The sequence below is a fragment of the Staphylococcus sp. TCBT05 genome, assembly GCF_055179755.1.
Window position 1 is genome coordinate 1,131,219 of sequence record NZ_JBUQDQ010000038.1, and the last position, 18,873, is coordinate 1,150,091.

Annotated in this window: 20 protein-coding genes; 9 read left to right on the plus strand and 11 right to left on the minus strand. The window is 32.6% G+C overall.

Annotated elements, in window-relative coordinates; genetic code table 11:
• Nucleotides 1-11 precede the first annotated feature (11 nt).
• From ybaK to norA, 3 genes are all read right to left on the minus strand, one after another.
• Nucleotides 12-467, minus strand: a complete 456-nt coding sequence (gene ybaK, locus ACY191_RS12495; RefSeq protein ID WP_107512575.1) for a Cys-tRNA(Pro) deacylase — start codon at nt 465-467, stop codon at nt 12-14.
• Nucleotides 468-672: 205 nt separating this feature from the next.
• Nucleotides 673-1,449: a hypothetical protein gene (locus ACY191_RS12500; protein ID WP_306669273.1), complete on the minus strand. Its 777-nt coding sequence runs from the start codon at nt 1,447-1,449 to the stop codon at nt 673-675.
• A gap of 366 nt (nt 1,450-1,815) precedes the next feature.
• A complete protein-coding gene (gene norA / locus ACY191_RS12505) occupies nt 1,816-2,976 on the minus strand; it encodes a multidrug efflux MFS transporter NorA (RefSeq protein ID WP_042738170.1) in 1,161 nt (386 codons plus the stop codon).
• A gap of 322 nt (nt 2,977-3,298) precedes the next feature.
• Between norA and ACY191_RS12510 the strand changes: the two genes are divergently transcribed.
• From ACY191_RS12510 to ACY191_RS12520, 3 genes are all read left to right on the plus strand, one after another.
• Nucleotides 3,299-3,718 (plus strand): PPC domain-containing DNA-binding protein, encoded by a 420-nt coding sequence (locus ACY191_RS12510; RefSeq protein WP_042738169.1) that lies wholly within the window; start codon nt 3,299-3,301, stop codon nt 3,716-3,718.
• 463 nt (nt 3,719-4,181) lie between these two features.
• Complete coding sequence (locus ACY191_RS12515; protein WP_042738168.1) at nt 4,182-4,799, plus strand: DUF1361 domain-containing protein; 618 nt, start codon at nt 4,182-4,184, stop codon at nt 4,797-4,799.
• Nucleotides 4,796-5,071, plus strand: coding sequence for a hypothetical protein (locus ACY191_RS12520; RefSeq protein WP_042738167.1), 276 nt, complete (start codon nt 4,796-4,798; stop codon nt 5,069-5,071). Before ACY191_RS12515 ends, ACY191_RS12520 begins: the two co-directional genes overlap by 4 nt.
• 217 nt (nt 5,072-5,288) lie before the next feature.
• Here the strand turns inward: ACY191_RS12520 and mdh are convergent, their stop codons facing one another.
• The 5 genes from mdh to ACY191_RS12545 form a co-directional block, all read right to left on the minus strand.
• Nucleotides 5,289-6,227 carry a malate dehydrogenase gene (mdh, locus tag ACY191_RS12525; protein WP_042738166.1) on the minus strand — a complete coding sequence of 313 codons (939 nt, stop codon included), beginning with the start codon at nt 6,225-6,227 and terminating at the stop codon, nt 5,289-5,291.
• A gap of 111 nt (nt 6,228-6,338) precedes the next feature.
• Nucleotides 6,339-6,950: a DedA family protein gene (locus ACY191_RS12530; RefSeq protein WP_042738165.1), complete on the minus strand. Its 612-nt coding sequence runs from the start codon at nt 6,948-6,950 to the stop codon at nt 6,339-6,341.
• A gap of 76 nt (nt 6,951-7,026) precedes the next feature.
• Nucleotides 7,027-7,326, minus strand: a complete 300-nt coding sequence (locus ACY191_RS12535) for a hypothetical protein (protein WP_042738164.1) — start codon at nt 7,324-7,326, stop codon at nt 7,027-7,029.
• A 25-nt stretch (nt 7,327-7,351) separates the two neighbouring features.
• Nucleotides 7,352-8,260, minus strand: coding sequence for an aldo/keto reductase (locus tag ACY191_RS12540; RefSeq protein ID WP_042738163.1), 909 nt, complete (start codon nt 8,258-8,260; stop codon nt 7,352-7,354).
• A gap of 27 nt (nt 8,261-8,287) precedes the next feature.
• A complete protein-coding gene (locus ACY191_RS12545; RefSeq protein WP_463270052.1) occupies nt 8,288-9,220 on the minus strand; it encodes a CobW family GTP-binding protein in 933 nt (310 codons plus the stop codon).
• A 222-nt stretch (nt 9,221-9,442) separates the two neighbouring features.
• Between ACY191_RS12545 and mgrA the strand changes: the two genes are divergently transcribed.
• Nucleotides 9,443-9,886, plus strand: a complete 444-nt coding sequence (gene mgrA / locus ACY191_RS12550; protein ID WP_463270053.1) for a global transcriptional regulator MgrA — start codon at nt 9,443-9,445, stop codon at nt 9,884-9,886.
• An 87-nt stretch (nt 9,887-9,973) separates the two neighbouring features.
• On the opposite strand, the gene cydC is transcribed toward mgrA, so the two are convergent.
• Nucleotides 9,974-11,647: a thiol reductant ABC exporter subunit CydC gene (cydC, locus tag ACY191_RS12555; RefSeq protein WP_229366983.1), complete on the minus strand. Its 1,674-nt coding sequence runs from the start codon at nt 11,645-11,647 to the stop codon at nt 9,974-9,976.
• A complete protein-coding gene (locus tag ACY191_RS12560; RefSeq protein WP_042738159.1) occupies nt 11,644-13,275 on the minus strand; it encodes an ABC transporter ATP-binding protein/permease in 1,632 nt (543 codons plus the stop codon). Before ACY191_RS12560 ends, cydC begins: the two co-directional genes overlap by 4 nt.
• A 278-nt stretch (nt 13,276-13,553) precedes the next feature.
• Between ACY191_RS12560 and ACY191_RS12565 the strand changes: the two genes are divergently transcribed.
• From ACY191_RS12565 to ACY191_RS12580, 4 genes are all read left to right on the plus strand, one after another.
• Nucleotides 13,554-14,429 (plus strand): undecaprenyl-diphosphate phosphatase, encoded by an 876-nt coding sequence (locus tag ACY191_RS12565; protein ID WP_042738158.1) that lies wholly within the window; start codon nt 13,554-13,556, stop codon nt 14,427-14,429.
• A 203-nt stretch (nt 14,430-14,632) separates the two neighbouring features.
• Nucleotides 14,633-15,334 carry a hypothetical protein gene (locus ACY191_RS12570; protein WP_229366982.1) on the plus strand — a complete coding sequence of 234 codons (702 nt, stop codon included), beginning with the start codon at nt 14,633-14,635 and terminating at the stop codon, nt 15,332-15,334.
• Between the two features lie 4 nt (nt 15,335-15,338).
• On the plus strand, nt 15,339-15,788 hold the full coding sequence (locus ACY191_RS12575; protein WP_229366981.1) for a YaiI/YqxD family protein: 450 nt from the start codon (nt 15,339-15,341) through the stop codon (nt 15,786-15,788).
• 18 nt (nt 15,789-15,806) lie between these two features.
• Nucleotides 15,807-16,373 carry an LOG family protein gene (locus ACY191_RS12580; RefSeq protein ID WP_042738155.1) on the plus strand — a complete coding sequence of 189 codons (567 nt, stop codon included), beginning with the start codon at nt 15,807-15,809 and terminating at the stop codon, nt 16,371-16,373.
• Nucleotides 16,374-16,601: 228 nt separating this feature from the next.
• Here ACY191_RS12580 and ACY191_RS12585 read toward each other — a convergent pair whose 3' ends face one another.
• Nucleotides 16,602-17,219, minus strand: a complete 618-nt coding sequence (locus tag ACY191_RS12585; protein WP_107513194.1) for a LysE/ArgO family amino acid transporter — start codon at nt 17,217-17,219, stop codon at nt 16,602-16,604.
• Between the two features lie 162 nt (nt 17,220-17,381).
• Here ACY191_RS12585 and ACY191_RS12590 point away from each other — a divergent pair, with 162 nt between their 5' ends.
• Nucleotides 17,382-18,797: an aminotransferase-like domain-containing protein gene (locus ACY191_RS12590; RefSeq protein WP_232165284.1), complete on the plus strand. Its 1,416-nt coding sequence runs from the start codon at nt 17,382-17,384 to the stop codon at nt 18,795-18,797.
• Nucleotides 18,798-18,873: the final 76 nt, after the last annotated feature.

Genomic DNA, 18,873 nt, shown 5'->3' on the forward strand with positions numbered 1-18,873 from the left:
ATGTTAATCAGCTAACTTTCAATAATTGAGGTAACTTGTGCTTTAGTTTGTGTTATTAAATCTGTTACTTTAATCTGAATTTGGGTACCTCTCTCACCACCACTTACATAAACAGCGTCTAATCGTTCAGACTGACTATCTATGACTGTTGGGAAAAGTTTTTTCATTCCTATTGGCGAACAACCACCTCGCACATAACCAGTCACCCGCTTCAAATCATCAAGTGGCATTAAATGAAGTTTCTTTTCCTTTACTGACTTTGCTGCTAGTTTCATATTTAAAGTTGCATTAACAGGAATGATAAATACAAAATGCTCGTGTTGTGCATTTTCTAATACTAAGGTCTTAAATACCTCATCTACACTCACTCCGACGAGTTGCGCTACACGAGTACCGTCCATATGTGCTTCAGTAACAGGATAGTTGTTAACTTTATAGTCTATATGATTACGATCAAGCATCCGCATTGCATTTGTTTTTTTGGATTTCACGTTAAATACACCTCATCTACTTCTCTTTAAATCAATTGTACGCCTCTTATTATGATTAAACTAGCTAATCGCTTGCTTTACCTATTATAATTTATTTCAAAAATCAATAACGCTAAAAAAATAACTGACTATTAGACTACAATCAATTCATACGCGACTGTAGTATAGTCAGTTTCGATGTTTATTTTAGTGCAGGTTGTTGAATAACATCTCCCGCCTTAGTAATAACTACTCTGCATTCATTTTCTGTTTTAGAGTCTATGAATGTATAATACATGCCCTCTTTAGCTTCCTTAACTTGTTTAAGGCTCGCATTCGCACCTAAATGATCTGCTGCATACTTTTGGGCTATGACTTCAGATTCTTGTGGTGATATACATGGTGCATTTTGAGATGGGTTATCTGTTACTCGGTATGATTTATCAAAGATTTCTGCATTACTGTGGGTATTAACAGTGACTCTATAATAAGATCCTGGATTCTTGTCATTTTTAAAGGTGAAAATATAATAGTATACACCTTGACACGTGCTATCTATACCATAATCATTATATTGGTTATTACTATGATTATCGTTATTCACCTTTTTTTGTGCAATAGCTAAGGCTTTACTAAATTCAGGTAAATTAGCTTTGCCAACTGCATTATTTTCTAAGTTATGTGTAGAATTCTGTGCAATCGGAACAAAATTCTTGGCGTTATGCGGCTTTTCGTTTTCATCCTTTTTCATTGATGCTTCAATAATTCCCTCATGCTTATCGTTCTGCGCTTTATCTTGTTTATGTGCTTGCTTTGATTTATCTTTAGCTTCAACCACACTTTCAACACCTGAATAACTTGAAATCTTTTCATGCACTTTAACTAATGCATTTTGATGTGTTGCTAAAAATAACAACAAGACTAAGCAACTAGCTAATACCATCGCTGACAAAGCCAAAGTTATATTTTTCATACTCATTTATATAGATACCCACATTTCTTTTAACATTTCTCTACATATTAGCACATAAAATTAACAAAAAACTTATATAGACCACAATTTAAAACAAATGTAATATCTGTAACAATAGTATTACGCAATATGATTCAATTTAATACAATTGTCATGTTTACTTCACTCCACTAAATCCAATATTCAGCTATTGATCTCTACTATATCTGCAATTGTTTCTCATTTTACTCCCATATAAAAACAGTGTTTAAACCGTTATGAACTCATTGACTAATTGAACTAATAAAAAAGAGAATGATTAGAATTGAGTTATCCTAATCATTCTCTGCCTATAATTTAAATAGCATATTGTTTAATTGTTCATTTTTAGTTTTAAGCCTTATTAAACTTCTTTCTGATAGACTTTTCTACAAAAATCACAAAAATACCTAATAGCATAACCAATACTGCCATATATAATGGAAATTCATAGTTTACATCATATAGTCCTCCAGCTACAAGTGGACCAATAAAGTTCCCCATACTTGTAAACGTTGAGTTGAGTCCACCAGCAAATCCTTGACGATCTGCTGCAATATTTGAAAAATAATTTGTAATTGCTGGACGTATCATGTCAAAACCAATAAATACAACAAAACTGATAATCATAATTGACCAATAGCTATGCACTAGAGTCAATCCAAGTAAAATTAACGCTGAATATATCAGTGCATATGTGATAAATGTCAATTCTTTAAAGTATTTCATGAATTTATCGAAGAAAAATACTTGGAAGATAGCACCAAAGATGCCTCCACCTGTAATTGCAAATGAAATATCTAATGGTGAATAATGTGCTTTATCAGCAGTATATAACGGGAACAATGTCTCAAATGCTGATAGACCAAATGCTAATACCAAAGTTAGAACAATAGGTGTTATAAACACTTTCCAATTAATTTTAGACAATAATTCTGGCTGATATTTTGTAAAACCATCTTGCGTTTCATTCTTAGGATTTTTAATTAATATCACAGATAATACCAAGGCTAAACAGCCACTACCACCTGCAACAAAGAATGGTAATCTATGTGAGAATTCTGCTAAAAATCCACCTAGCCCAGGTCCTAAAATAAAGCCAGAGTTAATAATTGCAGACATATAGCCAAAATTTTTGGCTTTGTCTTTTCCTGGTGAAATGTCGGCAATCATACCTGTTACACCAGGCATAACCATCCCTGCACTAAATCCACCTAATATTCTTGAAATAATTAGCAAACTAAATGAATGACTTACCGCAAATAAAAATTCAGATATCGCAAATAGTGCCAATCCAATACAAATGATTAACTTTTTACCAAGTTTATCTGCTAACGTCCCTCCAAAAGGCGATATGACCATTTGAGCAAGTGCAAATGCTGCTACTAGCACTCCAAGATCACTACCATTAAGCCCTAAGTCTTTAAGATAAACTGGTAGTACCGGTACAATTAAGCCAATACCTAAAAAGACTAGAAAAATATTAAAATATAAAATTACAAATTGCTTATTCACATGGCTCCCTCCATTCTATTGCTTTGGATAGAGTAAGTACGATTTACATTTTCAAATTGAAGTTCACAGATGTTTAACCTATTTAACAAATAAAGACTATAATTTTTAATTAAGATAAAATTTTATTAACTCACATTTTTTAAACTATAAATACCTTATACCCTATTCCCTATATAATTGTCGCAAACATAATATTAGAACATTCTATAACATATAGACTATAAAACACAATAGAAGAATTTTATTTTTTACTGTAAATTATGAAATATGCGTTATTACAGTATATAATAATGGGTAAAGAGTGATAGGACGGTGATTGAGAATGGTATATCAAGAAGATAATAATACAATCGTACTAGTGTTAGAACAAGGAGAAGATATCGTAGAAGCAGTAACGGATATCGCTCGTGACAAAAATGGAAAATTTGGAACTGTGAGCGGTATTGGCGCTTGTTCTGAAGTCGAATTAAACTTCTATAATCTAGAAACTAAAACTTATGAGAAAAAACTGATACAAGAGCCTTTAGAATTAACAAGCTTATTAGGTAACATTTCACATATTGATGATCAACCGTTTGCACATCTACATGCGACGTTTGGCACGAACAAATATGAAACTTATAGTGGTCACTTATCGAAAGCAACTGTTTCTGCTACAGCAGAAATTGTTATCACAATGACAAATTTAGATATTAACCGAAAGTTCAATGATGAAATAGGTCTTAACCTACTCAATTTATAGAAAAAATCATATATCGATTAACTCAAGAGCTTATGACAAAGTGTATTGTTATGTACTTGATCATCGACAGTAATTATGTTGCTATTTAACTTGGAGTTTAGCAGAACTATATACAGATTAATTACTGCACACGATTTTCTGAATACATTCAATACCATTGTCCTAGGCTCTTTCTTCTTTACATGAGATTTTTGATATTTAGTGCTTTATACACTTACACCACTTATACCACGTATTAATATCACACAATCGATTGCACATTAACCTTAATTATATTTCAACATTACTACTGCAAAAAATTAGCAATTATTGATTTTTATTTTTACAACTTGTATTATGTATATTTGTATTTCAAAAATGTGGAACTACATTTTTTTATTATCTTTGGGAATTATGTGCAATACTCCCGAGGTTAAATATTTTAAGGTTTATTATTTAATATAATTAAAAGGTAGGTGTGAATATGCGCGCACGTTATATTGCTAGAACTGTCTTTCTTATTTTAATGATTGTATCTATATTCTTTAATAGTTTTTATAAATTTATGACACTCAACTTATTTCTAGCCTATGTACCATTTGAGCTTTGTTTGTTACTCAATTTATTCAAACCCAAATTTAAATTTGAATGGCCACTTTTTATTATTTTTTCACTTATTTTCTTATTGATGGTCCCGAACACATTGTACATGGTTACAGATCTAATACATTTAAATCAATTTTCATTTAATTTTTATCAGGGCTTGATACTAATTGAATGGGCGTATTTTACTTTTCTTGTATCAGCAGTCATATTTGCGCTATACCTCTTAACTATTATGTTTTTAGAAATGGAACGATTCACACATTACAAATGGTTAAATTATGTGTTGATTGTCATAATGATGTTCTTAAATGGATTCGGGATATTTATCGGTCGCTTTTTAAGATTACATTCCGTGTATCTGATTAATGAACCGATGCGAATATTTAAAGAGGTCGTATTACGCACTGATATAAATGCATTTGGTTTTATTCTATTATTAGTCGTGCTACAAGTCTTATTATTTTCATTCGCGAAAGGAGTGCGAGCTATCAAATGACGTTTAATATTATACTCCTAGTGATTGTATTAATTATCGCTCAACTTATCATTGGTCATTTGTTACATGATATTGGCTTTAGTTACAAAAAAAGTATTATCTTAATGTGCTTTCCCCTTGGTATTGGTCTATTTTATTTACAACTCTTCTACTATGAACGCCGATATCATAAATGGGATGTTCCAATACAAGCCAAGTTAAGACTAAAATATATGTATATCTTAACCTTTTTCGAATATGTAGCAGTCTATATCTGTTTATTTAAAATGTAATAACATATATGAACTTCGTATTGCTTGCGAGACACCTAAGGGCGTAAGGTGAATGTCGAGAGCAAGGCTCGCCCCCCCCCAAGATAAACAAGCAATAACAATACGGAATATTGATATAAATAACAAGCCCATCAAAGATTTTTGTTCTTTGATGGGCTTAATGCTGGGTGTTTATGTTCCAAACGCTTTATAAATAACTATTATTAATAGTAGTCTTTTATTTATTTGTTAATGATTGTTTTACTTCAGTCACCGAATCAGCTGAAATTTGCAATTGTTGTTGTTCATCTTCTGATAATTGTAACTCGACAACTTGTTCAATTCCATTTGCTCCTAAAATAGTTGGAACGCCTAAACAAATATCAGTAAAACCATATTCACCTTCTAATAGTGCAATACTTGGTAATAATCTCTTTTGATCCTTTAAAATTGCCGCAATCATACTATAAATTGCTGAAGCAGGTGCATAATATGCTGAACCATTGCCTAATAATTCAACAATTTCTGCTCCTCCCTTTCTAGTACGTTCAACAATTTTTTTAATTGTATCACTATCCAACATCTTACTTAAAGGTATGCCGTTGACATTTGTTGAATCTACTAAAGGTACCATTGTGTCACCATGACCACCTAAGACCAATCCTCTAATATCCTTTACAGATACATTAAGTGCCTCCGCAATAAATGTCTGATATCTTGCTGTATCTAAGATTCCAGATTGACCAATCACTCGTGATTTAGGGAACCCAGATGCCTTTATTACTGAATATGTCATCGCATCAACCGGATTAGTCAAGACAATGATTGTACAATCAGGTGAATATTTAACAATATTTGTTGTAACATCATGCATGACGGATTCATTTACTTGAACTAAGTCATCTCTACTCATTCCAGGCTTTCGTGGAACCCCTGCAGTAATTACCACGATGTCAGAATCTGCAGTATCTGCATAATCGATAGAGCCTTTCACATCAACATCAAAGCCATAAACAGGACTACTTTCTAAAATGTCTAAAGCTTTACCTTTAACTTGACCTTCGTTGTGTGGTCGGTCAATCATTACAACATCTGCAAGTTCTTGCTGTGCGATAATGAACGCCAATGTTGCTCCTGTATTACCTGCTCCTATAATTGAAACCTTTCTATTTGCCATAATATCCCTTCAATCATTAATTTATTATCTTTATTATAACATCAGAAATAAATATATTGTCTCAGCACAAATAAAATAGTGATTCATTTTAGTTAACTAGGTTTATCAGCTTTACTTATTCTTTTTAGAACGTTTTAACCATTTCCAAATAACGAAAATGATTAGAATAGCTAAAATGATATAGATAATACGTGAATATATATCCATATAATGTACAATCGTATGCCAATTACCACCGACAGCTTGCCCTAAATAAATTAATACAATATTCCAAATCAGAGTACCTATCGTGGTAAAAATAATAAATAATGGCATGTTCATTCTTGTTAAGCCTGCTGGAATTGAAATCAAACTTCTTAATAATGGTACAAAACGACAGAAAAATATCGTCCAATAGCCATACTTTTCAAACCAACCAATTGTTTTATCTAAATCTTGGGTCTTTACACGTAATATTTTCCCATAGCGATTAACAAAACGATATAGATTTCGTTCACCTATCCAAGCGCCGATACCATATAATACAATAGCACCTAACACTGAGCCAATCGTTGATGTGATAGTAACGCCAAGAAAACTCAAATCAGATTTCGTAGTCATAAATCCACCAAAGGTTAATATAATTTCTGAAGGAATTGGTGGAAACACATTTTCTAAAAAGATTAGAAACGCGATTCCCCAATAACCAAATTTCTCCATAAAGTGTGTAATCCAGACTTCCATTCATTTCCCCCTATAATCGTATTATCTATTTTATGATTATAATTCCCAATTCTTAGCCTAGCTAAAATAGAAAATATTATATTAAATTGTTTGCTGCTGCGTATAAATAAAGTGATAAACCGAATAATGTTAATGATAAGATGGTTAATATTAATGACAAAATTGTAGTTCGTTTATAATGTTTTATAAATGATACGAACAAAATGCCGCCATTATATAAGAAAAATAATCCAAATAATGTCATCATTATATTTATATCCGGAAAGCTTAGATTTAATATCGCAATAATTAATGCAAATGCTAAAAATGGAATATTAATAAAGTTACGTTCAAATTTAAGTTGCTTTCTACGATGTGTTTCATTTTGGTTATTCATTACTTTTACTCCTCTTACAAATAAATTACGCTATGTCATGTCCTAAAGATGCCGTATAAATATCAAACCATTCTTGATCCGTCAATGTTAATCCAAAGCCATCTATTGCTTCATCTATTCTATTAATATTATGTGTACCTAATACTGGCATAATAGATGCAGGATGCTTATTTAACCAAGCCACAATAATACTATTTGTAGATACATTATATTTTTCTGTTAATGGTGTTATTACAGTCATGATGCGTTGTGACCTTTCGTCTTTCGGATCAAACAATTTACCACCAGCCATAGGACTCCATGCCATTATTTTAACATCATCTTTAAACATATGGTTGATAATACCATCATCAAGCGCATCTAAGGTATATGGTGAAACCTCCAATTGATTGACAGTAATATGTAGTTTGTCGCAAACCAAACTACGATTTATTAAATCATATTGAGATTTGTTAAAGTTCGACACACCAAAGGACTTGACCTTACCTTCCGTAACCAACACCTTTAACGCGTCTGTAATTTCTTCAGGATCCATTAATGGTGATGGCCTATGGATGAGTAGTGAATCTAAATATTCCACGTTCAACTCTTGAAGAGAGCGTTCAACTGAACGTTTAATATGTTGACTACTGTGATCATAGCGATGACCATCTGCATTTGGTATGCGGTCTGTCGGCAAAACAATGCCACATTTCGACACTATTTCTAACTGTTCACGCAATTGCGGTGATAACTTTAACGCCTCTCCAAAGATACCTTCACAACTATAATTGCCATAAATATCGGCATGATCCATTGTAGTGATTCCTCTATCATGTAATTCGTTGATATATCTATTTAATTCTTGCGCCGTCCAATTCCAGTCTTTCGCCCTCCAAAATCCTTGTATGAGTTTAGAGAAAGATACGTGTTGATTAATTTTAACTTTTTCCATAATTGCACCACACCTCTACCTTTTTAATTATGTGAATTGTAATCCGTCTAATTTATTGCGTAATCGATTGATGTCAAGTTGTTCGCCAATTAATACAATCTTTAATTCCATTGCCTCATCAATAACATGGTAATCTGGCAATCCATTTGCATATTGAAATTCATAAGTATCCATCGGTGCATCTCGAAACTTAACATATCCCTTTAATCTTAGAACATTATCAGGCAACCGTAAAATAAATTGATAAAATAGTTGTCTATCAATCGGACTAGTAAAGGTATAAACTAAACTATTAATACCATGATGATGTCCATATTTAACTCCAGTCATTGATGGTGTGGCAATATTTGCCTCATTAAGTAGTTCCTCAATATCACATTCTGTATATGTTGTGTATGTAATTGCAGCATGAGGATTTAACTCTTTTAATACTTTCAAATTTTCTTTTGCTTCATTGTCAATTAAATCCATTTTGTTAACAATAATTGCGTGACACACTTTTAACTGTTCTTCCATTAAATCTTTTGTATTATTTGTATACAACTTTCTTTTTAAAAATTGTGGCCCATCAACTAAGCCGATAACAGTAGGCACATCAGTATATTCAGCAATTTCTGGATCTTGACATGCAGCTATAATTTCTATGGGATGGGCAATGCCAGTTGCTTCAATTATTATATGGTGCATTGCACTTTCGTTAATAAAATGTTTTAATTGTTTTATTAAATCTAGTTGCGAATCATAGCATACGCAACCATTTAATATAGATGCGACCTCTACTTGATTACCGAGCGCATAGCTATCAACATCTAAATTCCCGTATTCATTAACAATAACTTGTGGCTTTTCTTGGTTGTTTAATAGGTAACTTACATATTTATTTAAAAATGTAGTTTTCCCACTACCTAGAAACCCCGTTAAGATTGTGATAGAAATTTTTCGATTTTTAATATTTTTCAAAATTATCACTCATTTCCAATAAATGTTTGCATAAGAGTTTAAATACTTATATAATTAGGTCTTTATTTGATACAATATTAAAAGACTTCCGAATTTTTGTACAGGTTTTATTTTAGCATGGCAAAGCACAAAAGTATTCAGGAGGTAGTATCGCACAACATTAGACGGATTCAGTCCGATACAGAGAGAACAAAACGGATAGAATGTCTGGAGGAGAACTTTATGCCTGAAGAACTTAATTTAAAGGAACAACTTTGTTTCAGTTTGTATAATGCTCAAAGACAAGTAAATCGCTACTACTCAAACAATGTCTTTAAGAAATACAAACTTACTTACCCACAATTTTTAGTTTTAACAATTTTATGGTCTGAGTCACCCGTAAATGTTAAAAAGGTCGTAACAGAGTTGGCACTTGATACAGGTACTGTATCACCACTACTTAAAAGAATGGAACAGGTTGATTTAATTAAGCGTGAACGTTCTGAAGTAGACCAAAGAGAAGTATTTATTCACTTAACTGAGAAGAGCGAAGAAATTCGTCCTGAGTTAGACACTGCATGCCAAGACGTCGCTGTGGCATCGTCATTAAGCTCAGATGAGTCAGATGAATTAAATCGCCTATTAAGTAAAGTAATTAATGCTTTTACTGAAGAAAAAGCAAAATAATTTTTTCTTAAGTTAAAGTCAAACAATCAAATTATAAATTTTGTAATATTGAGAGCTCAAACACAAACGTATTTGAGCCCTCTTTTTTTATTCACTTCTATTGATTTGTAACATTTGATATAAGTAACCTTTATTAGCTATCAGTGTATGATAATCTCCAGATTCTACAATATGACCTTCTATCATAACAATAATTTTATCGAAGTGTGGTAACAATCTTAAATCATGCGTAGCCACGATTAATGTTTCTGCCACTGTATGAATCTTTTCCATGATTGCATCTGTATGCGTAATATCTAATGCAGTCGTTGGTTCATCTAATATCCATAACGGAGCCTGTTTCAACAATAATCTTGCTAAGCCTAATCTCTGTATTTCTCCTCCAGATAAAGTGTTTCCACTTAATGTTATTTCTCTATCTAATTCAATATGTTGTAATCCTAAATCATTAAATACTTGTCGAATTGACTTATCATCTTTGTCCGTAAACAAATTTTCTCTGACAGTACCGTCAAATAATTGTTGAGCTTGTAATAATGCATTTATATATTGATATTTGGACTGATCTTCGACCTCAATTATGTCTTGTCCCTTTAGCTTCAGTTGTCCAGTCTCACTTTGATAAAGTCCTAGCATCAATTGTAGTAGCGTACTCTTACCAGAACCAGACGGTCCTATTACCGCTATTTGTTCACCTTCATGGATTGTTAAATTTATATTTTCCAGCACGTTTTGTGATTGATTCCAATATTTAAAGGCTACATTTTCAAGTTCAAGCAAAGGTTGTTGCTCAGACTGGTCTAACGCATGTGTACCTTGCTTAACTGGGTGTGCAATCACTTCATTTAAACTCGCTAGTGATTCATCCGTATCTGCTTTATAGTAGGCAACATTACTCATTGGTATCGCTTGTTCAAATAACGTTAACATCATTAAAACAATACTCGTCAAATACACGACATCTAATTCGTGGTGCTGAACTTGAAAGGCCCCTAAAGCTAAAGTTCCAAATAATGCGATCATGGAGACAATATTCAAACTATACTCATATAGCGTCAAGAAATTTTGCTCTCTCGCCTGAGCCTGTTTAAATGTAGTTAACTTTTGTAGTAATCCCGTTTTAAATTGGTCTACTTGGTTGAATCGCACGAGTTCTTCATAACCTTCTTTATAATCATAAAATGTACTGAGTAAGGCACTTTGTTCACGATCCACCTTTATTTTCAACTGACGGGCACGTTTACCACTTAACCATGGAATAACTAGTAATGTTAATAGCATACTTAAACATATGATTATTGCATGTATATACGAAAAATAAATCATTACAATTCCAGCAACTATTGCTGTTATACCTATTACAATAGGCGGATAATACACTCTTAGATAGATATTTTGTAATGCTTCTACCCGATCTACCATTTTTGAAATTAAATCACTTGAATTATATTTCCGATAAATATCTGGCACCACTGGAATCAATTTTTTAAAAAATTGAACTCTTACATTACGTAACATTGTAAATGTAGTCCGGTGTGACAATAAACGTTCAATATAACGCGCAATGGCACGTAAAAATCCAAACATTTTCACCGATACAATGAGTACCATTAATGCAAATAACGGTGCCCCCAGTGCACTTTGGGTAACCATATATCCACTTAAAAAGAACATTCCTAGCGCTACAAGACTACCTACCACACCTACGACGATTGAAAGTATTAAGTCTCTATCTGCTTTAAATTTAATATGGGGTTTCATCGTCTTTCACCATCCTTGTATGATTGAACAGGTTGCGTTGTGCGTTGTGATTGCACACAACCATTGTTCATCTCAATACATTTATTCGCATTTTTAATCGTATGGGCACGATGTGCAATAGTAATCATTGTTGTTTTCCGGAATGATGTGAGCAAGACCTCTTGAATAATATGTTCTGTCTTAACATCAAGCCCCGTCGCTGGCTCATCAAAGATCAATAAATCAGGTCTCAGTAATAAGATTCGTGCAAGTTCAATACGTCTCATTTGTCCACCTGATAACATTTCTCCACCTTCACCTATCACCGCATGAATACCATTTTTCAATGCTAGAACCTGTTGCTTAAGTCCTACATCATCTAGCACTTTAATAATTGTCTCATCCGGTACATCATCAAACATAGCAATATTTTCTTTAATTGAGCTACTAAATATATAGGGTGATTGACTTAGAAAGCCAATCTTTAAATCTTTATATTTAAAGGAGACACTACCCTCTATTGGTCGAAATCGTTGAGCGATAACTTGTGCTAATGTTGATTTACCTGCACCGCTTGACCCAACTAAAGCAATATTATCACCTTCATTGATATCAAGATTAATGTTATTTAATGCATTTTGTGTCGCATCTTTGTATCGATAAGTAACATTACGTAATTGTACAAGTGGGATTTGATTGATATTGACGTTATATTGTCTTTCCTCTGGTACAGTAGATTGATCAAGTAATTCAAACACTGCGTCACTGGCACCTTCACTCTGCTTTCCTGTATGGAAGGATTGACCTAAATCTTTGATTGCATTATAAAATTCAGGAGCTAAGATTATTGCTATCGCTGCTGTCTTAAAATCAATATTATGAAATAGAATAAGTCCTAAACCAGCCTCTAATGCAACTAAGCCGATACCTAACATACTAATAAATTCCAACATTAAACCTGATAAAAAAGCACTTTTTAATATTTTCATAGTTAGATCTCTGAAAGTTGTACTCTCATTATATAATTCTTGTTCAGTTACTGATGTTTTATTAAACAGTTTTAATGTAATTAATCCCTTCACCTTATTCAAAAATTGTTGGCTAAATTGATTTAGATACATCATTTTATCTTTAGATTCATCCCGCGTTTTTAAACCGAAAATGATGTAAAACAAAGGAATAAATGGTGCGGTAACAATCATTATTAATGCAGTATTTAAATGGATAAAGCACATCGCCACAATAATAAAGATTGGAATCATCATAGATTTAAATACTTGTGGCAAATAACCATTAAAAAACGATGTTATTCCGTCGATATTTTGAGTTAATGTATTTAATTGTGCGCCAATTGGTGCTACAGATTGTTTTGATATTAATTGTTGTCGCAGATCATATTTAACAACCTGAGCTAATCTATCACCCATGAGTTGATTTAATGTATTGAAGGTCGCTCTAGCTAATAATATAAATAATGTAATCGTGATTATGACGACGACATCTTGATTTGTTTTTAGCAGTAACCTATTCAATATTTCTGCGATTGAAACATTCTGTATTACAACCGTAATTGCTAATAAAATACTAAATATAAACATTAGTATTGGATAAATTTTATATTGTAAAACCATATTTGTTAATCTTTTCACAAAATATCACCTGTCACATATTATAAACTTATTCTATGAAAGTTGAATTAATTCGCATTAAATTTTAGTGGAAAATTTATGGTGGTTTCATATTTCTGTCATATTTATATTTTTTAATATTAATAGTTAAAATACCCATCAATATATAGAATATTACTACAATTTAATCTTCCTCTTAAATTCACAGATATATGTGGTAAATCATATTTTTGTTATGCTATGATTAAAAAATGAACAGCACCATATTATTGAACAAAAAGACAGAAAGTAGGTAAAATATGTTAATACTTGAATTAATAAAAGGTATTATCTTAGGTATTGTAGAAGGCTTAACTGAATTTGCCCCTGTTTCATCTACAGGTCATATGATATTAATTGATGACATGTGGTTGAAATCAAGTGAGTTCCTCGGCTCTCAGTCCGCTTTCACTTTTAAAATTGTAATTCAACTCGGCTCTGTTTTTGCCGGTGCATGGGTATTCAGAGAACGTTATTTTGAAATGTTACACATTGGTAAATATAAATCAGAACCCATCGACGGTATTGGCCAAAAGCCTAAACGTTTGAATTTATTACATATCTTAGTAGGTATGATTCCTGCAGGTATTTTAGGCGTATTATTTGATGACGTAATTGAAAAATATTTATTTAGTGTTCCAACAGTTATGATTGGGTTGTTTATAGGTGCAATTTACATGATAGTTGCAGACATCTATAGCAAAAAAGTTACTAACCCTAAAACTGTAGACCAAATCAACTACTTCCAAGCCTTTGTCATTGGCTTATCACAAGCTGTAGCGATGTGGCCAGGTTTCAGTAGATCAGGGTCAACAATTTCAACTGGGGTATTAATGAAGATGAACCATAAAGCAGCCTCTGATTTTACATTTATTATGGCTGTCCCAGTTATGCTAGCAGCAAGTGCACTATCTTTAGTCAAAAATATGGAATATATTCACATCAGTGATATCGGATTCTATATTTTAGGTTTCTTAGCTGCATTTATAGTTGGTTTAATCGCAATTAAGACGTTCCTATTCTTAATCAGTAAAGTAAAGCTGATTCCATTTGCAATTTACCGAATTATTTTAGTTATTATCATTGCAATTCTTTACTTTGGTTTTGGTATTGGACAAGGCATCACAAATGCATAATTACAACATACTTTAAGATTGGACACATGCGTCGCATGTGCCCAATCTTTTTTTGCACCAAGAGCATATATCTCGAGGATTTAAATGCGTAGCGCGCTATTTATTTATTTTTAATAAGCCTTTTATAAAACTGTAATTACAGTTTATTTTCATGTATCATAGGGTAATATGAAGATAGTATAAATTAAATGGAGGCAACGAGTATGGACAAAAAACAATTAATCAAAACAATCATCACAGTAGCTCCTGTGTTTTTAGTACCTCTAATTGTTGAGCGAAAAAAAATAAAAGATCATCCAGATGTTAAAAAGGCTACAGATAAAACTGTAAGTGCTTCAAAAACAGTAGCAGGTAAATCAGTTCAATTTAAAGATGCAGTTGTTGATAAATCATCTACTGCAAAAGACTATGTCGTAGAGAAAAAACATGACAGAGATCAAAAACGTGAATTAAAGCGTATTGCTAAAGAACATGACCCTGCTTATATCGAGAAAAAAGGCGAGAAATTAGCTAAAGAAAATCGTAAAGAAGCTAGTAAAATGGATAAAATTTTACAAAAAAACATCGAAAAGCGTCATAAACAAGAAGATAAATTACGCGAAGAAAACAAAAAGCAACGTATTAAAGACATGAAAAAAGCCAACAAACATATGGAAAAAGTTGGTCTTACACCTGGAAAGCTTGACGCTACTATAGAGAAAAAAGGCGAGAAGTTAGAAAAAGATAACCGTAAAGATATCAATAAATTAGATAAAATTCTACAAAAAAATATTGATAAACGCCATAAACAAGAAGAAAAAGAACAAGAGCAGAATAAAAAAGCTAGATTAGCTGAATTTAAAAAATATAAAAACTACGTTGCAAAAAGTGTCGTAAAACAAAACAACGAAGAAAAAGGCAAATAATTTCATGACACGAGTCATAATAGATGGAGATGCTTGTCCTGTAACCAATTCAGTTATTGAATTGACCAAAGGGACAGGCATTTTTGTTATAATAGTACGTAGTTTTAGTCACTTTTCTACTGTAATACAGCCTGCTCATGTAGATACTAAATATGTTGATGATGGACCAGACGCCGTTGATTATCGTATTGTGCAACTCGCCAAATCAAATGACATTGTGATTACACAAGACTATGGTTTAGCCAGTTTACTAATCAACAAGGTACATACTGTACTCCACCACAAAGGATTTCATTATGATACACAAAATATTAATACATTATTAGAACAGCGCCATGTCAGCGCACAGTTTCGAAAAAGTGGCGGTCGGACAAAAGGACCTGCTCCCTTTACAAATCAAGATATTAAAGTTTTTGAGTCAAAATTTATAACGTTAATTCAAGAATTGTTATAAACAAAGGAGGATATGAATATGAAACGCATTGCTGTTTATTGTGGTGCAAGTAAAGGAAACAATGAAACATATATGAAAGAAGCATATCAATTAGGTAAAAGTATGGCAGAACAAGGCTATGAACTTGTGTTTGGCGCTGGTTCTGTTGGTATTATGGGCGCAATTCAAGATGGTGTGTTAGACCATGGTGGACGCGCCATCGGTGTTATGCCTAACATGTTAAATGAACGCGAAATCACTAGTCAAAAACTAACAGAACTTATACTAGTTGATTCAATGCATGAACGAAAGTATAAAATGGCAGAGCTTGCAGATGCCTTCGTTATGGCTCCAGGTGGTGCTGGATCATTAGAAGAGTTTTTCGAAATGTATAGTTGGGCACAAATAGGTATTCATGAAAAACCAATCGCAATTTATAATATCAATCATTTCTATGACCCATTAAATACTATGATTCATCATATGATTGAGGAAGGTTTTATCGATGATAAATATAAATCACTGGCCCCATTGTGCGAAACGCCCGAACAGCTATTTGAAACAATTAATACCTACCAACCATTAGGTATTAGAACATATGACTAATCGTCACTATCATTAAAACGTATTAGATTTACTTTCATCTTTGTTAGTTGCTTACCAAAGCACTCTGTTCCATCCTAAAGTAATAGTTTTCATATACAATAAAAATGCTATTCTTCTCTACGTTATGAGAGGAATAGCATTTTTTATTACATATTTTCAAATCACCGTCTGGTGAATGTTTTGCCTTTTAAACCTTATTATTAAAGTTTCACGTCAAACATTACCCGCTTATTTAAATAATTGGATAAGTTGTTTAATAATAATAAATACCACAACTAAGATAATAATACTTGATATTTTATTAAGTAATACAATCCATTTGCCTCTCTTATCTATGTGATGTAAAGTTTTTCCCAATATTGCAAGCAAGACAAACCATATCCATGAAACCAATATAGTAGCAATAGTAAATGCCACCTTATCCTCACCATGATACAGTGTTGCATTGGTCCCTATTACACCTACTGTGTCCATAACAGCGTGTGGATTTAATAGAGAAACTGACATTGCAAAAGTAATTTGTTTTTTGACTGACAATGCCGACTGTTGAGACACCTTTCCAACTTGTTCATTCCATAATGTCCAAGCCATATATAGTAAAAATACTAACCCAATTACATATATGATTACTTGTAACATTGGTAGCGAATAAAAGATTAGCGACACACCTAATACTGCTAATAGTATAAGAAACGTATCACAACACCCTGCCGCAATAATAACTGGCGCGACACTTTTCAAACCATTATAGTTGGCACCCTGGTTAAAAATAAAAATATTCTGTGCTCCTAATGGTAGGATTAAGCCTAGTGCTAAAATAAATCCATGTATAATAGCTTCTATCAACGAACGTCCCTCCAAATTAGCTTCTCTTAACATGCTATGGCACAACCCATAATCGTAAGAATTTATATAAATCTATAATCATTATGCTATAATAAAATTCAAATATTTTGACCAACCACGACATAATTTATAACCCAACCAATCATGAGGAGTCGTTTGCTAATGGGAAAAGCAAAATACCAACAAATTATCGATGATATCCTTCTCCAAATTCAAAATGGCTCACTTGAAGCTGGTATGAAATTACCAACTCAACGTGAACTAGCCACAATGTATCAAGTGAATCGCTCAACTGTGATACAAGCTTTGGATATATTACAAAGCTATGGCACTATTGAAAGTAAACCAAGAAACGGATTATTTATTGCCGATAACAAATGGAATACTTATATCAAAGATAATATTCAATGGCAAACTTATATGAGTCACAGTACTTCTAAAAATAATCAGTATTTTATACAACGAATCAATGAATTAGAATTTCGTTCAGATTTATATAGGCTCAGTACCGGAGAGTTAAGTCCAAGTTTAATCCCTAACCAACAATTCAAAGAAATACTAGCACAGAGTAATGATATTCCGTTAACATCAAATTATGAATACCCGTTAGGGAGTTTGAGTTTAAGAAGCGCTATTGTCGAGCATGTGAAACAATGGGGAATTGACTGCACGGTAGATCAAATATGCATTACTTCAGGGGCATTACAAGGATTGAAATTAATTGCTGATGGTTTACTGGTACCACAATCACATATCATTATTGAATCGCCTTCATATATTCATTCCATTCGAACATGGCACAATATACATGCTGAATTAAAGTCACTACCAATTTCAACAATCAAACGTAATATCAATCATATATTTAATCATTCACAACGTTTTAGACATAGTCTATTCTATACTATCCCAACCTGTCATAATCCGACACAACATAGCTATAGTATAGAAGAACGCAAAAAAATCGTTCACCAATGCCAACTACATGGTATTCCAATTGTTGAAGATGACGTATATGGCGAGCTCTACTTTAATAGTCCTAGACCACGCCCATTAAAGTCACTAGATCATAACGACAACATTCTTTATTTAGGTAGTCTATCAAAATCTGTAAGCCCTGGACTAAGAATAGGTTGGATTATTGGTAAATCAACTGTAGTTTCACACTTAGCAGATTTAAAAATGCAAAATGATTATGGAGCAAGCTCAATTTCTCAATTTATTGCTACACAATGGCTTACAAATCCACAGTATCACCAATGGCATATTCAAAAATTAAAGCATGAATTATTAATAAAAAGAGACCAATTCTTACAATCATTAACAAGTTATTTTTCAAATTTAGGAACATGGCATATTCCTGAAGGTTCGTTTTACATTTGGTTTGAGCTCTATCATCCGATTGATATGAAAGCACTTTTCGATTTAGCCATCAGTCATCACATATTGATCAACCCAGGTGAAATCTATAGTGAACAAGCCAATCGCGCTATCAGATTCTCATATTCCTATATAGATGTATCAGACATAGACAACGCATTAAAACAACTAAGTCAATTGATTATTCAATTACAGTAACAAACTTATTCATTCGTTTCTTACTCCTATCCTTTGTTTAACAGCGCAATAAACATCAAAATAACAGGCTGAGATA